Raw genomic sequence first — 14,171 nt, 5'->3', positions numbered from 1 at the left:
GTCAATACCCCAAGCCAGCTCTTATCAATGTGAGTCCATTCTGATCGGCTGCAACCCGGTATTTATTGATCTGACCGGCCACCAGCTTCAATCGGCTCGAACGCTGGTTCTCCATGCCCGGCTGGCAGCCTGGTACATGCCCAGGCAAGTAGCGCAGGCGCACATCGATTTCACCTGGGGGCAGATTGAATGAGGTCGATTGCTCCTGGAAGACGCGTCCGGCCAATTGATCGTTGATATACACGCCAATCTCGCATGAGGTTGCCACCTCCAGGCGTTCGCGGGAAATGATCAGAATGCTGTAGTCGGCTGGCCCTGCCGCGTTGGCTTGAGCGAACAAGCCAAATACATTCAGCAGGCCGAAAAGGCCCAAAGCTGCCCTGCGCATGAAACGAAACTCCTGCATCTTCAATCGTCAGGAACGCAGCTTGGCCGACCCGGGCGATGATTTCCAGCCCGGCAGCACCAAGAGGAACTTGACCTTACCCTGGTGGCAAGCTTGAAACTCAGGCAAAACCCACAGGAGGCAGAACCCATGCAAGTGTTCAATGTACAAGGAATGACCTGCGGTCATTGCGTCAAAGCCGTCACCCGTGCAGTACATGCTCAGGACGCCGAGGCGATCGTCGAGGTCGATTTGGGTCAGAAACAGGTGAAGGTGCAAAGCTCGTTGCAGGCGCCGCAGATCCTGCAACTGATTCGTGAAGAAGGCTATCAGGCCGAAGCCGTCTGACAGTTGCAGGGCTGCGCTGTGGATAAAAGTTTCACGGCGCAGGTGCAACTCTTCGCAGCGCAACCTTGGCAGGGCGGTTAGACTAGCAGACTTGCTTAGCCTGCTATGGATTCCCGATGAACCTGCGAACCATCCTGATTCTGGGCGCCTTGAGTGCGTTCGGGCCTCTGGCAATCGACTTTTACCTGCCAGGCTTTCCGGCGATGGCGCTGGCCTTCGGTACTGACGAAAAACACATCCAGACAACCCTGGCTGCCTACTTCCTTGGCTTGTCCATCGGTCAATTGGCCTATGGACCGGTGGCTGACCGCTTTGGCCGCCGTATTCCGCTGCTGGTCGGTGTTTGTCTGTTCACTCTGGCGTCAATTGCCTGCGCCTTTGCCCCGAACCTCGATACGTTGATTGCGGCCCGATTCGTCCAGGCGCTGGGCGGGTGTGCCGGCATGGTGTTGTCGCGGGCAATTGTCAGTGACAAATGCGATGCGGTGGCATCCGCCAAGGTATTTTCGCAATTGGTGCTGGTGATGGGCCTCGCCCCCATTCTCGCCCCTATGCTGGGAGGGGTGCTGGTCAATGCCTATGGTTGGCAGTCGATCTTTGTTGCGCTGACCTTGTTCAGCGCCCTGTGTACCCTCGCCGTTGCTCTGGGGCTGCCTGAGAGCTTGCCGGCCAATCTGCCGCGCCAGCCACTTTCCGGCGCTTTGCGCCAGTACGGGCGGCTGCTCAAAGACCGCGTCTTCATTGGGCACGCTTTGACCGGCGGAATCGCCATCGCTGGGATGTTTTCCTATATCGCCGGATCTCCCTTCGTTTTCATCAAGCTCTATGGGGTGCCACCTGAGCACTACGGCTGGTTGTTCGGCAGTAACGCGGCCGGCTTCATTCTGGTTGCCCAGGTGAATGCGCGACTGCTGGCCAAGCGTGGTCCGGCCTTCTTGCTCCGGCGAGCGGTGTGGGTATATCTGCTGGCGGGCCTGACGCTGCTTGCGATCAGTGCGTTGAAGCCGACCAAGTTGTGGCCACTGCTGATTCCGCTGTTCGTCTGTATTGCCAGCCTGGGTTGCATCATCCCCAATGCATCAGCCTGTGCCATGAACGGGCAAGGTGCTCGGGCAGGGAGCGCTTCAGCGCTGCTCGGGTGCATTCAGTTCAGTGTCGCGGCAGGTGCTGCGGCACTGGTGGGCGTGTTGCACGATGGCAGCGCAGTACCCATGGCGCTGGTCATAAGCCTATGCGGCCTGGGCGCAGTGGTGGTGTCGATGGTTACCTACCGCTTGCAGCTCAGCCGACCTGTTTGAGTGTATGCGGGGCCTGCAGGCGGGCCTGCAAGGTGTTGACGAAAGCGCGGGCTTCGGCCTCGCTACGAAAGTTCACTACCTGCTTGTCCAGCCGAACCTGCCAAGGGCAGCCTGGCTTTTGGGCTGATGCGCTGACTTGAATGATCATCGTGGCATACCTGCGGTGAGCGTTGGCCCGAAGATTGTAGCGCTGCTTGCCGGCAGGAAAATGACTTGGATCAGTTGTCGGACTGACGGTCGCCCACCCCAAGTCAGAGGTGGGCGCGATGCCTCAGAACCCTTCCAGGACAATCTTGCCCTTTGCCGCGCCGCTTTCCAGCAGGGCGTGGGCGCGACGCAGGTTGGCCGCATTGATGCTGCCGTAGTGCTCGCCCAAGGTAGTTTTGAGCGTGCCGGCATCAATCAGATCGGCAACCCGATTGAGCAGTTTGTGTTGTTCGATCATGTCGTCGGTTTCAAACAACGAGCGGGTGTACATGAACTCCCAATGCAACGACAGGCTCTTGCGTTTAAGCAGGCCGATGTCTATTTGCTTGGGGTCATCGATCAGCGCAAGTCTTCCTTGAGGGGCAAGGGCTTCGACCAATTGCGCCAGATGCTGGTCGGTCTGGGTGAGGCTGGCAACGTGGGTTACGAATTCGATACCTTCGGCCTTGAGTGCTGCAGCAAGCGGTTGGCTGTGGTCAACCACCTGGTCGGCACCCAGCTGACGTACCCAGTCCTGGGTCTGGGGACGAGAGGCGCTACCGATGACGGTCAGGCCGGTCAATTGACTCGCAAGTTGAGTCAAAATCGAGCCCACGCCACCTGCTGCACCTACGATCAACAGGCGCTGGCCGAGGTCATCTTTTCCTTCTGGAATCTGCAGGCGCTCAAACAACAACTCCCATGCTGTGATCGCCGTCAGTGGCAGGGCTGCCGCTTCTGCGAAGCCCAACGTCTTGGGCATATGGCCAACGATGCGCTCATCGACGACATGCAGTTCGCTGTTGGCCCCGGCGCGAGCGATGGAACCTGCGTAAAAAACCTTATCCCCAGGCTGGAACAGGCTGACATCACTGCCTACCGCCTTGACCACGCCCGCTACGTCCCAGCCCAGTACTTTGGCAACACCTGGTTCTGGCTGGGCATTCTGGCGCACCTTGGTGTCCACCGGATTGACCGAAATGGCTCGTACTTCCACGAGCAAGTCCCGTGGTCCCGGCTCGGGTTCGGGCAGCTCGATGTCTTGCAGGGAGTCCGGGTGGCTGATGTCCAGGGACTGGTAATAGGCAACGGCTTTCATCTGTAGCGTCCTCAGAAGGGAAATCCTTGGTGGCCATGATTGACGCTTTCACTTCATGTTAAAACCCGCTAGAACGACAGATACTTTCAATAAATTTTTGATAATAGCGAGGCCTTGCTGTGCGATTCGATGACCTGCAACTGTTCGTTCGCACCGTGCAGCTGGGTAGCCTGTCAGCTGCGGCTCGGTTGTTGGACCTGTCCCCAGCGGTAGCCAGTGCTGCGCTCAAACGCCTGGAGCAACAATTGGGTGCCCGACTGCTCGCACGCTCGACGCGTAACTTGCGCCTGACAGCCGAAGGCGAAGTTTTTTTGCTGCATGCGCGCAATGCACTGGCCAGCCTGGAAGAAGGGCGGCGTTTGCTGGCGCGAGGGCAGGACGATGTCAGTGGTGTGTTGCAACTCTCTGCACCATCGGACTTTGGACGTAATGTGCTGCTGCCCTGGCTTGATGAATTGCAGCGCCAACACCCGAAGTTATCGGTACGCCTGCTGCTGGGCGACCGCAACGCCGATCTGTTTCGCCAGGCGGCGGATATCGCCTTGCGCTATGGTACGCCGGAAGATTCCAGTCTGGTGGCACTGCCCCTGTGCCCTGACAACCGACGAGTGCTCTGTGCCTCGCCCGCGTACCTGGCGGTTCACGGTGAACCGCAGGATATTGCTCAACTTGCCCAGCACAACTGCCTGCTTTATCAGCTGGGTAGCCGCATTCATGACCATTGGCGGTTTGGTCGGGGCGCAAACGAGGTGGGGGTGATTGTCACTGGGGACCGGTTTTGTGACGACGCCGATGTCGTTCGTCGTTGGGCACTGGCAGGCCTTGGAATCGCCTACAAGTCCTGGTTGGACGTGGCGTTCGACGTTCAGGCTGGGCGCTTGAAGGTGCTGATGGGACAGCTGGAAGGTGAGTCGGCGCCCTTGAACCTTATGTGCACGCACCGAGCGCAATTGGGCAAGCCGGTGCAATTGCTGCGTAACCTGCTGCGGGAGCGGTGCCAGATTCTGCTCGAACAACTTAAGGATGCAGATGAGTTAGCGAATTTTTAGGTTTACAGAATTTTCTGGCTTATTTGTAGTTCTTTGGTAGATGAGTTGTAGGCATTAAATATTATTTTTTTTTGATCAATAGTTATCAAGTTTAAACGAACGGGTATGGGGTGCGGTTTTACAACAAATGTATCTGAAGTTTTCTATAAGTGCTCATGCTTGTCGATGCTTATGGTTGGGCAGAGGATGGAGCCTTTACCCGTTTGTCCGCGCGATGGCCCGGAAATTGTTTCCCTGATGCGGCTTATAATAGATGCAGCAGTCGTTTCCAGCGAGAGAAGCTTCCATGTCATCGGCCGGAAAGTGCCGCCGTTAATTTTACTTTGCCTGATAAACATCCTGGCAATTTGCCGGTGAGTCAACGTTACAACTTCTAGCCGGTCTGGCATCGGAAACCTCGCAGTAAATGCTGCTGACATGGTTGTTCAAACGATTTCAGATGTGATCTCGCAGGGAGTTGAGATATGAAAGCAACAAGTATTAGCCAGATTGCCAGCCTGCTTGCAGATCCCAAGCGCAGCGCAATGTTATGGGCGCTGATCGACGGCATGGCACGGCCTGCCGATGAACTGGCCGACTTGACTGGCCTGACGCCTTCCTCCGCCTGCGCACACCTGGCAAGACTCTCGGCCAGCGGATTGCTCAAGCTCGAGCCGCGCGGACGAAAGCGCTACTTCAGACTCGCCGGGCCTGAAGTTGGCGCGGCGGTGGAAGCATTGGCCAGTGTTCAGGTCACCAGTCGCGAGCAGGCCGCAGGGAGAGAGGACGTTGGTATTCCACAGTCCATGCGTAGAGCGCGCCTGTGTGGTGATCACCTAGGCGGAGAGCTTGCTGCGGACTTGTATCAGCGATTTTTCGATGCTGGGTGGCTGGAGGGCGCGGAGCAGCAAATCGAAGTCACCTCTGAGGGGCGTACTCAATTTGCCCGTCATGGCATTTTTATCGAGGCGCTGGCGCGTTACCAACACAGGGGCTTCAGCAGTTGCCGCTGCTGCAGTGAATGGAGTGACCATCGTCCACATCTGGGCGGTGCGTTGGGTACCAGCCTGCTGAAGCTGTTCATGCAATCTGGGTGGATCCGCGAGAGTGAGACTTCCCGCCGATTGCAGATCAGCTCGGCGGGATTGCGTCAGATCAACCGAATTGCCCAACCGGTGATTCTGCAGTCAGCAAGTTAGCACGCGATAAGCCCGCTCCTGATCGGAGTGGGCTCATCGGTGCTGTCTCTAATCACTCAAGGGCGAAGCAGGCGTGCATCCAGGCTGTTCTGCGCCAAGCGTTGGGCCTGATCCTGGGTCATGCCCAGATGAGTATGCAACGTATGGAAGTTTTCGGTGACATAACCACCGAAGTACGCTGGATCGTCCGAGTTCACGGTGACCTTCACGCCGCGCTCGAGCATGTCGAGAATGTTGTGCTGGCTCATATGATCAAACACACAAAGCTTGGTGTTGGAGAGCGGGCATACGGTCAGCGGGATCTGCTCGTCGATGATGCGCTGCATCAGGCGCTCGTCTTCGATGGCGCGTACACCATGGTCGATACGCTGGATCTTGAGCAGGTCGATGGCTTCCCAGATGTATTCAGGTGGTCCTTCTTCTCCTGCGTGTGCAACCGTCAGGAAGCCTTCGCTGCGGGCACGATCGAATACTCGTTGGAACTTGCTCGGCGGGTGACCCATTTCCGAGCTGTCCAGGCCGACGGCGATAAAGGCATCGCGAAACGGCAGTGCTTGGTCGAGAGTCTTATGTGCCTCTTCTTCGCTCAGGTGGCGCAAGAAGCTTAGGATCAGGCCGCTGCTGATGTCCAGTTGCTGCTGGCCATCCTTGAGTGCCTGGCTGATGCCCCTGAGTACCACTTCGAATGGAATACCACGATCAGTATGGGTTTGCGGATCGAAGAATGGTTCGGTGTGAACCACATTTTGCGCTTTGCAGCGCAGCAGGTATGCCCAGGTCAGGTCGTAGAAGTCCTGCTCGGTGCGCAGTACATCGGCGCCCTGGTAGTAGAGGTCGAGAAACTCCTGCAGGTTGTTGAACGCATAGGCTGCACGCAGGGCTTCGACATCGTTCCACGGCAGGGCAATTTTGTTGCGCTCGGCCAGGGCGAATAGCAACTCGGGCTCCAGCGATCCTTCCAGGTGCAGGTGCAATTCTGCCTTGGGCAGCGCATTAAGCCAGTCGTACATAAAGTCGGTATCTCATCAGGTGCGGTTGCCCGCATTCTACAGAGGTTGCCTGCCCCTGGCCGAGAAAGCTGACCGCAGGGGTGTTTGTCGCAAACCTTCTAGAGTGACTAGAGTCTCTTTGCTGTACACCACTTGAACGGGTTTGCGATGCTTGCCTTGATAAACCAGGAAAAACCCCTGCTGATTGCCATGCTGTTGGCGGTTCTGGCCTGGCCGCTGCAGTCACAGTTGCTGGGGCATGGTCACACGGCTGCTCTGCTGGCGGGGCTGGTGCTGGTGGTGGCGATCATCTGTGCGTCGATGCGCGTGGCCCAGCACGCCGAACAATTGGCCGAGAAGGTCGGTGACCCCTACGGAACCATGATTCTGACCTTATCTGCGGTAATGGTCGAAGTGCTGGTTTTGGCGATCATGATGAGTAACCAGTCTTCGCCAACCTTGGTGCGCGATACCATCTACTCGGCGGTGATGCTCGATATTAATGGCATCCTCGGGTTGGCGGCGTTGATGGGAGGGCTCAAGCACGGCGAGCAGTCGTACAACGATGATTCGGCGCGTACCTACAGCGTGATGATCATGACTGCCATGGGCGTCTCGATGGTGGTGCCCGAATTTATTGCGCGCGAGGACTGGAAGCTGTATTCGGGGTTCACCATTGCCGCGATGATGGTGCTGTACGCATTGTTCCTGCGCATGCAGGTCGGGCCGCACAGCTATTTTTTCAGCTACAGCTATCCACAAAAAAAGCGCCGGGACACATCGCAGGCTCCCGTAAATAAGGTGCGCTCTATCGTCATCCTGATCGTCGGGGTGATGATTATTGGCGTGCTCGCGGAAATCATGTCGCATCCGCTGAACTATGGTTTGGAGGGTAGCGGCGCACCGCCGGTGTTAATGGCTATTGTGGTGGCAACCATTTCTGCGGCACCGGAGATCCTGACCGCCTTGCGTGCAGCCTTGGCCAATCGTATGCAGTCGGTGGTCAACATCGCCTTGGGTGCTTCCCTGTCCACGGTGATATTGACCGTCCCGCTGATGGAAGCGATGGCGCTTTACACCGGCCAGCCCTTTCAGATGGCCATGACACCGGTACAAACGGTAATGATCGCCATCACCCTGATCGTCAGTGCAATCAACCTCAACGATGGCGAAACTAACGCGATCGAAGGCATGACCCACTTCGTGTTGTTCGCCACCTTTATCATGCTGGCTTTTCTCGGGCTCTGAAGTACTGGCTCACCAGATCAGGCTGTCGCCCTTGTAATTGATGAAATGCAGGCCGCCTTTGCCTGCGTTGGCCTTGACCTGCTCGAGCATGCCGCGTGTGCTGGTCAGCACGTCGATCTCGGCGTTCTCACCGCCCATGTCGGTCTTGACCCAGCCTGGGTGCATGGCCAGAACGGTCTGCTGTGGTTGGTTCAAGGTAACGAAGCTGTTGATCATCGAGTTGAGTGCAGCCTTGCTGGCCTTGTACAGACACATTTCGCTGCCATCCGGGATGGCGATGCTGCCCAGGATCGAGCTCATGAACGCGAGGACGCCGCTGTCGCTCAGTTGGGCGACGAAGCGCTGGGCCACGCGGATGGGGGACACAGCGTTGGTCATGAACAGATCGCCTACATCAGCCAACTGCGCGTGCTCGGCGTTCTGATCGCGTGGGCCCATGACACCCGCATTTACGAACAGCAGGTCGAAGGTTTGACCGTGTAGACGTTGCTGCAGCGCATCGAGTTGAGTACCGCTGTTCATCTCCAGGGTTTCTACCCGAACATTTGCCAACGCTGTCAGGCTGCCGGCTTTGGTGCGGTCGCGCACAGTGGCGACCACGTCCCAGCCGTCTTCCAGCAAACGTTCTACCAAGCCTAGGCCCAGGCCGCGGGAGGCGCCGATGATTAGGGCGGTTTTTTGCGAGGACATGAAGAACTCCTTTAATGGGTAACGCAGTGGTCAAAGAATAACCAGTCTAGCCAAGCCTTGGCCGAGCAAGCGATTGGTGCAGGGGTGCACGGCTTATCCACAGCTTGCTCCACAGTATCTGTGAGCAAGCATAAAGTGCGGGGATGAATACTTGAAGGCGAGTTTTGTGAGGGATACATGTGGATAACTAACTGATTTATCGACGGTTGAAGTGCTGTCATCAAATCTTGATCAAAATATGATCGATTGCCTGAAGGCCACGCCGATAAAGGCACGCAGCCGAGTGCCCAGAGCTTATCCACAGCCGGGCCCACAGTGAATGTGGGCAATTGTTCAGCGTTTTTCCAGCAATATTCGTCCTCGGCTCAAGTCTGCCAGTTGGCGTTGCAGTGATTCGATGTGTTCCTCGCCCAGGGCCAGCAGCAGATCCACGCCATTGGCTGTGAAGTGCTCTTCCAGTACCAGACCGTCTGCTTCGGCTACCCGCAGTTTGAGCAGCGCCAGCTCACTGAAACTGCAACTGCAACTGACTTCGCTACGGCTTACCAGCAGGCGTTTCTCGGCTTGCTGCAGGCACTTGTTTGCGCCGCCGCCATAGGCGCGAGCAAGGCCGCCCGTTCCCAGTTGGATACCGCCGTACCAGCGGATCACCAGTACTACCACCTGATCACATTCCTGGGCTTCGATGGCCGCCAGAATCGGGCGTCCGGCGGTACCGCCCGGCTCGCCGTCGTCGCTGCTGCGATACTGAGCACCCAGCTTCCAGGCCCAGCAGTTGTGAGTGGCATCCAGATCGCTGTGTTGGTCGATGAAAGCCATGGCCTCGGCAGGGCTGCTGATGGGCGCTGCCAGGGTAATGAAGCGGCTCTTGCGAATCTCTTCGCGAAACTCGCAGGTGTCGAGCAGGGTAAAAGGCATAAACGCAGGTTCAGTCGGGAAGTTTCAGGCCGCAGCCTTTAAGAATGATGTGGATAAGATTGTTGCTGGCATCTTCCATATCTTGTTTGGTGAGGCGGCTACGGCCCGTGACCTGGCAGATCTGGGTAGCGAAGTCAGCATAATGCTGGGTACTGCCCCAAAGCAGAAAGATCAAATGAACCGGGTCGACCGGGTCCATCTTTCCGGCATCTATCCAGGCTTGGAACACCGCGGCGCGACCTTTGAACCATTCACGGTAGTCCTGGCTGAAATAGTCGCTCAGGCACTTGCCGCCACTGATTATCTCCATAGCAAAGATCCGCGAAGCCTGGGGATTGCGTCGAGAGAACTCCATCTTGGTGCGAATGTAGGTGCTCAGCGCCGTTGCTGGATCGTCCTCGACGCTCAGGGCATTGAAGGTACTGTCCCACAATTCGATGATGTTGCTCAGCACCGCTACGTAGAGGCTCAGCTTATTGGTGAAGTAGTAATGCAGGTTCGCCTTTGGCAATCCGGCCTTGAGGGCGATGGTGTTCATGCTGGTGCCTTTGAAGCCGTGACGCGCGAACTCGTCTTCAGCGGCCTGGATGATGGCTTGTTCGTTCTTCTGACGAATACGCCCGGCGGGCTTGCCCGGGGCGGTGGCACGATGCGCAGGGACTTCGAAGGACATGGACGGTTCCAGACAAGGCAATGGGTATCACTTCTGTTCGGTTAACCTACCAGCATTAGCGCTCAGCGAGTAGCCGCCAGGCTTTCCAGGAAGCTTTCCAGAACCAAGTGCGGTCTTCTTCCTTTGCGTGTTACCCAACATAGGCTCAAGTCATAGAAACGCTGGCTTGGCTTGAGTGCGCGCAATCTGCCCTGTTGTACCCAGAAGCTGGCGTAATGATCTGGCAGGTAGCCAATGTAGCTTCCGGTCAGAATCAGGAACGCCATGCCTTCACGGTCCGATGCGCTGGCGGTGCAGTGGAGTGCCTGGTAATGCGCCTGGACATCGGCTGGCAAACGGAATGTCGGGGCAATGGCATCTTGCACATTGAGCCGATCGTCGTCCAATTGGCGATCATCGGCGTAGAACAATGGGTGACCTACTGCGCAATAGAGCAAGGAACGCTCACTGTACAGCGGTTGATACTCAAGGCCCGAGAGCGGGCTGGTTTGTGGCACCACGCCGACATGCAAGCTGCCGTCGAGCACACCTTGTTCTACCTGGCTCGGTGCAATCATGCGGATCTGGATACGGACATCCGGGCCACGTTCTTTCAACTGCGCCAGTGCGTGAGTAATGCGCATGTGCGGCAAGGTCACCAGATTGTCGGTTAGACCAATGTTCAATTCGCCGCGCAAGTGCTGGTGCAGGCCGTTGACTTCGGTACGAAAGCTCTCCAGAGCGCTGAGTAGTTGCAATGCCGACTGATAAACTTCGCGGCCTTCCTCGGTCAACGAAAACCCGGCGCGGCCGCGTTGACACAAACGCAGGCCCAGGCGCTGCTCTAGATCGCTCATCTGCTGGCTGATAGCCGAACGCCCGATGCCCAACACGTTCTCTGCTGCTGAGAAGCCGCCGCACTCCACCACACTGCGGTAGATCTTCAACAAGCGGATGTCGAAATCGCTGACTTGAGCGAGGGGATCGGGGCGTCGGCTCATAGTTTAGTAATCGTCTATCTGAAGATTAGAAATGTTGGGTTTTCTAGACTTTATCGTCATGACAACTTAGTCGCAACAACACTTGTCGCTGCTCAATTGCCTTGCGAGGATTTGCCCGATGAATCTGCCTGAAAATGCTCCTGTCGGTTTGGCCAGCCAGCTCAAGCTGGACGCCCATTGGATGCCCTACACTGCCAACCGCAATTTTCAGCGCGATCCACGGCTGATCGTTGCTGCCGAAGGCAGTTACCTGACCGATGACAAAGGTCGCAAGATCTACGACGCACTGTCAGGCCTGTGGACCTGCGGCGCCGGTCACACCCGTAAACAAATTCAAGAAGCCGTGTCGCGTCAGCTCGGCGTGCTCGATTACGCGCCAGCTTTCCAGTTCGGCCACCCATTGTCGTTTCAGTTGGCCGAGAAAATCGCTGACCTGGTTCCGGGCAACCTCAATCACGTCTTCTATACCAACTCCGGCTCCGAGTGCGCCGACACCGCAGTGAAGATGGTTCGTGCCTACTGGCGTCTGAAAGGCCAGGCTACCAAGACCAAGCTGATCGGTCGTGCCCGTGGCTATCACGGTGTGAACATCGCCGGTACCAGCCTGGGTGGTGTCAACGGTAACCGTAAGCTGTTCGGTCAGTTGCTGGATGTCGACCATATCCCGCACACCCTGTTGGCAAGCAACGCTTTCACCAAGGGTATGCCGGAGGAGGGTGGTATCGCCCTGGCCGATGAGATGCTCAAGCTGATCGAGCTGCACGATGCTTCGAACATCGCTGCGCTGATCGTCGAGCCGCTCGCAGGTTCCGCAGGTGTACTGCCGCCACCAAAAGGCTACCTGAAGCGTCTGCGCGAAATTTGCGATCAGCACAACATCCTGCTGATCTTCGACGAAGTTATTACCGGTTTTGGCCGTATGGGTGCCATGACTGGCGCCGAAGCGTTCGGCGTGACTCCAGACCTGATGTGCATCGCCAAGCAAGTCACCAACGGCGCCATTCCAATGGGCGCGGTGATTGCCAGCAGCGAGATTTACCAGACCTTCATGAACCAGCCGACTCCGGAATACGCTGTGGAATTCCCACATGGCTATACCTACTCGGCGCATCCAGTTGCCTGTGCGGCCGGTCTCGCTGCCCTGGACCTGCTGGAAAAAGAAAACCTGGTGCAGTCGGCCGCCGAGCTGTCGCCACATTTTGAGAAAGTACTGCACGGCATCAAGGGTGCGAAGCATATCGTCGATATCCGTAACTACGGCCTAGCAGGTGCTATTCAGATTGCTGCCCGTGACGGAGACGCCATCGTGCGCCCTTACGAAATTGCCATGAAGCTGTGGCAAGCCGGGTTCTACGTGCGCTTTGGTGGCGATACCCTGCAGTTTGGCCCGACCTTCAACAGCAAGCCGGAAGAACTGGACCGCCTGTTCGATGCAGTCGGCGAAGCGATCAACCAAGTCAGCTGATCTACATACCTATATATAAGAAGAGGACGCGAGCGAGCTCGCGTCCAGGCACGCCCCCTTTTTGGAGTTTTGCATGAGCACTGTTCAACATTTGATCAATGGCGAGTTGGTAGCTGCTAACGAGCGCACCGCTGATGTTTTCAACCCAGCCACTGGTGAGGTTATCCACAAGGTCGCTCTGGCCAGCAAGCAAACTGTGCAGCAGGCTATCGACGCTGCCAAAGCCGCTTTCCCGGCCTGGCGCAACACCCCACCTGCCAAGCGCGCTCAAGTAATGTTCCGTTTCAAGCAACTGCTGGAGCAGAACGAAGCGCGTATCTCTCAGCTGATTAGCGAAGAGCACGGCAAAACAATCGAAGATGCTGCAGGTGAGCTCAAGCGCGGTATTGAAAACGTCGAATTCGCCTGTGCCGCGCCAGAAGTGCTCAAAGGCGAGTACAGCCGCAACGTCGGCCCAAATATCGATGCGTGGTCCGATTTCCAGCCGCTGGGTGTTGTCGCCGGTATTACCCCATTCAACTTCCCGGCCATGGTGCCCCTGTGGATGTACCCGTTGGCCATTGCGTGTGGCAACTGCTTCATTCTCAAGCCATCCGAGCGCGATCCGAGCTCGACCTTGTTGATCGCCCAACTGCTGCAAGAAGCGGGTCTGCCCAAGGGCGTGCTCAACGTGGTGCACGGTGACAAGGAAGCGGTGGACGCACTGATCGAGGCGCCAGAGGTCAAGGCCCTGAGTTTCGTTGGTTCAACTCCGATTGCCGAGTACATCTATTCCGAAGGCACCAAGCGCGGCAAGCGCGTTCAGGCACTGGGTGGGGCGAAAAACCACGCGGTACTGATGCCAGATGCCGACCTGGATAACGCCGTAAGTGCGCTGATGGGGGCTGCTTATGGTTCGTGCGGCGAGCGCTGCATGGCGATCTCCGTTGCAGTTTGCGTAGGTGACCAGGTTGCCGACGCGTTGATTGCCAAGCTGGAGCCACAGATCAAAGCGCTGAAAATTGGTGCTGGCACTACCTGTGGCCTGGATATGGGGCCTCTGGTTACTGCCGCTGCTCGTGACAAAGTTGTCGGCTACATCGATGACGGCGTAGCCGCAGGTGCTCAATTGGTAGTGGACGGTCGTGGTTACCGGGTTGCTGGTAATGAAGATGGTTACTTCCTGGGCGGCACGCTGTTCGATCGCGTGACAACAGAGATGCGCATCTATAAGGAAGAGATCTTCGGCCCAGTACTGTGCGTAGTGCGTGTAGATAGCCTAGAAGAGGCGATGCGCCTGATCAACGAACACGAGTACGGCAACGGTACCTGTATCTTCACCCGTGACGGTGAAGCGGCGCGCTTGTTCTGCGACGAAATCGAAGTGGGCATGGTTGGCGTCAACGTCCCGCTGCCAGTGCCAGTGGCTTACCACAGCTTCGGCGGCTGGAAGCGTTCTCTGTTCGGTGACCTGCATGCATACGGTCCGGACGGCGTGCGTTTCTACACCCGTCGCAAGGCAATCACCCAGCGCTGGCCGCAACGCGCCAGCCACGAAGCCTCGCAGTTCGCCTTCCCAAGTCTGTAAGAGGGCAACAAGCTGCAAGCTGCAAGAGGGGCGCGGCGTTCGCGTTTGTTCTTGAAGCTTGCAGCTTGCTTCTTATAGCCGAAATGCTCCTCTTGAAA

15 protein-coding genes are annotated in these 14,171 nt (G+C 57.1%); 7 read left to right on the top strand and 8 right to left on the bottom strand.

Annotated features, from left to right (window positions below; genetic code table 11):
* Window position 1 precedes the first annotated feature (1 nt).
* Entirely contained in the window at window positions 2–388 is a 387-nt protein-coding gene (locus D3Z90_RS23560) for a hypothetical protein (RefSeq protein ID WP_136478286.1), read from the bottom strand.
* A gap of 147 nt (window positions 389–535) precedes the next feature.
* On the opposite strand from D3Z90_RS23560, the gene D3Z90_RS23555 reads away from it, so the two are divergent.
* Both D3Z90_RS23555 and D3Z90_RS23550 read left to right on the top strand, forming a co-directional pair.
* Window positions 536–733: a heavy-metal-associated domain-containing protein gene (locus tag D3Z90_RS23555; RefSeq protein WP_136478285.1), complete on the top strand. Its 198-nt coding sequence runs from the start codon at window positions 536–538 to the stop codon at window positions 731–733.
* Window positions 734–849: 116 nt separating this feature from the next.
* A complete protein-coding gene (locus D3Z90_RS23550) occupies window positions 850–2,031 on the top strand; it encodes a multidrug effflux MFS transporter (RefSeq protein ID WP_136478284.1) in 1,182 nt (393 codons plus the stop codon).
* Here D3Z90_RS23550 and D3Z90_RS26890 read toward each other — a convergent pair.
* Together D3Z90_RS26890 and D3Z90_RS23545 are read right to left on the bottom strand one after the other, a co-directional pair.
* Window positions 2,015–2,179, bottom strand: coding sequence for a hypothetical protein (locus tag D3Z90_RS26890; protein WP_168198498.1), 165 nt, complete (start codon window positions 2,177–2,179; stop codon window positions 2,015–2,017). The genes D3Z90_RS23550 and D3Z90_RS26890 overlap by 17 nt on opposite strands.
* Window positions 2,180–2,302: 123 nt before the next feature.
* The gene (locus tag D3Z90_RS23545; protein WP_136478283.1) at window positions 2,303–3,316 is read right to left on the bottom strand and encodes a zinc-binding alcohol dehydrogenase family protein; all 1,014 of its coding nucleotides are present in this window, start codon (window positions 3,314–3,316) and stop codon (window positions 2,303–2,305) included.
* 119 nt (window positions 3,317–3,435) lie between these two features.
* On the opposite strand from D3Z90_RS23545, the gene D3Z90_RS23540 reads away from it, so the two are divergent.
* Entirely contained in the window at window positions 3,436–4,365 is a 930-nt protein-coding gene (locus D3Z90_RS23540; protein WP_136478282.1) for a LysR family transcriptional regulator, read from the top strand.
* A gap of 464 nt (window positions 4,366–4,829) precedes the next feature.
* Window positions 4,830–5,543: a helix-turn-helix transcriptional regulator gene (locus tag D3Z90_RS23535; protein WP_136478281.1), complete on the top strand. Its 714-nt coding sequence runs from the start codon at window positions 4,830–4,832 to the stop codon at window positions 5,541–5,543.
* Between the two features lie 56 nt (window positions 5,544–5,599).
* Here the strand turns inward: D3Z90_RS23535 and D3Z90_RS23530 are convergent, their stop codons facing one another.
* Window positions 5,600–6,553, bottom strand: coding sequence for an adenosine deaminase (locus tag D3Z90_RS23530; RefSeq protein WP_136478280.1), 954 nt, complete (start codon window positions 6,551–6,553; stop codon window positions 5,600–5,602).
* Between the two features lie 147 nt (window positions 6,554–6,700).
* Between D3Z90_RS23530 and D3Z90_RS23525 the strand changes: the two genes are divergently transcribed.
* On the top strand, window positions 6,701–7,780 hold the full coding sequence (locus D3Z90_RS23525) for a calcium:proton antiporter (protein ID WP_136478279.1): 1,080 nt from the start codon (window positions 6,701–6,703) through the stop codon (window positions 7,778–7,780).
* 9 nt (window positions 7,781–7,789) lie between these two features.
* Here the strand turns inward: D3Z90_RS23525 and D3Z90_RS23520 are convergent, their stop codons facing one another.
* The 4 genes from D3Z90_RS23520 to D3Z90_RS23505 form a co-directional block, all read right to left on the bottom strand.
* Window positions 7,790–8,470 carry an SDR family oxidoreductase gene (locus D3Z90_RS23520; protein WP_136478278.1) on the bottom strand — a complete coding sequence of 227 codons (681 nt, stop codon included), beginning with the start codon at window positions 8,468–8,470 and terminating at the stop codon, window positions 7,790–7,792.
* Window positions 8,471–8,803: 333 nt separating this feature from the next.
* Complete coding sequence (locus D3Z90_RS23515) at window positions 8,804–9,388, bottom strand: YigZ family protein (RefSeq protein ID WP_136478277.1); 585 nt, start codon at window positions 9,386–9,388, stop codon at window positions 8,804–8,806.
* A 10-nt stretch (window positions 9,389–9,398) separates the two neighbouring features.
* Window positions 9,399–10,061, bottom strand: a complete 663-nt coding sequence (locus D3Z90_RS23510; protein ID WP_136478276.1) for a TetR/AcrR family transcriptional regulator — start codon at window positions 10,059–10,061, stop codon at window positions 9,399–9,401.
* Window positions 10,062–10,123: 62 nt separating this feature from the next.
* Entirely contained in the window at window positions 10,124–11,041 is a 918-nt protein-coding gene (locus D3Z90_RS23505; protein ID WP_136478275.1) for a LysR family transcriptional regulator, read from the bottom strand.
* 118 nt (window positions 11,042–11,159) lie between these two features.
* On the opposite strand from D3Z90_RS23505, the gene D3Z90_RS23500 reads away from it, so the two are divergent.
* Together D3Z90_RS23500 and D3Z90_RS23495 are read left to right on the top strand one after the other, a co-directional pair.
* A complete protein-coding gene (locus tag D3Z90_RS23500; protein WP_136478274.1) occupies window positions 11,160–12,506 on the top strand; it encodes an aspartate aminotransferase family protein in 1,347 nt (448 codons plus the stop codon).
* A gap of 73 nt (window positions 12,507–12,579) precedes the next feature.
* Window positions 12,580–14,073, top strand: a complete 1,494-nt coding sequence (locus D3Z90_RS23495; RefSeq protein ID WP_136478273.1) for a CoA-acylating methylmalonate-semialdehyde dehydrogenase — start codon at window positions 12,580–12,582, stop codon at window positions 14,071–14,073.
* Window positions 14,074–14,171: the final 98 nt, after the last annotated feature.

This window comes from Pseudomonas sp. DG56-2 (genome assembly GCF_004803755.1).
In the GTDB taxonomy this organism is placed as follows: domain Bacteria; phylum Pseudomonadota; class Gammaproteobacteria; order Pseudomonadales; family Pseudomonadaceae; genus Aquipseudomonas; species Aquipseudomonas auratipiscis.
Note: the sequence above shows the minus strand (reverse complement) of the source record. Positions and strands in the feature narration are given on the sequence as shown.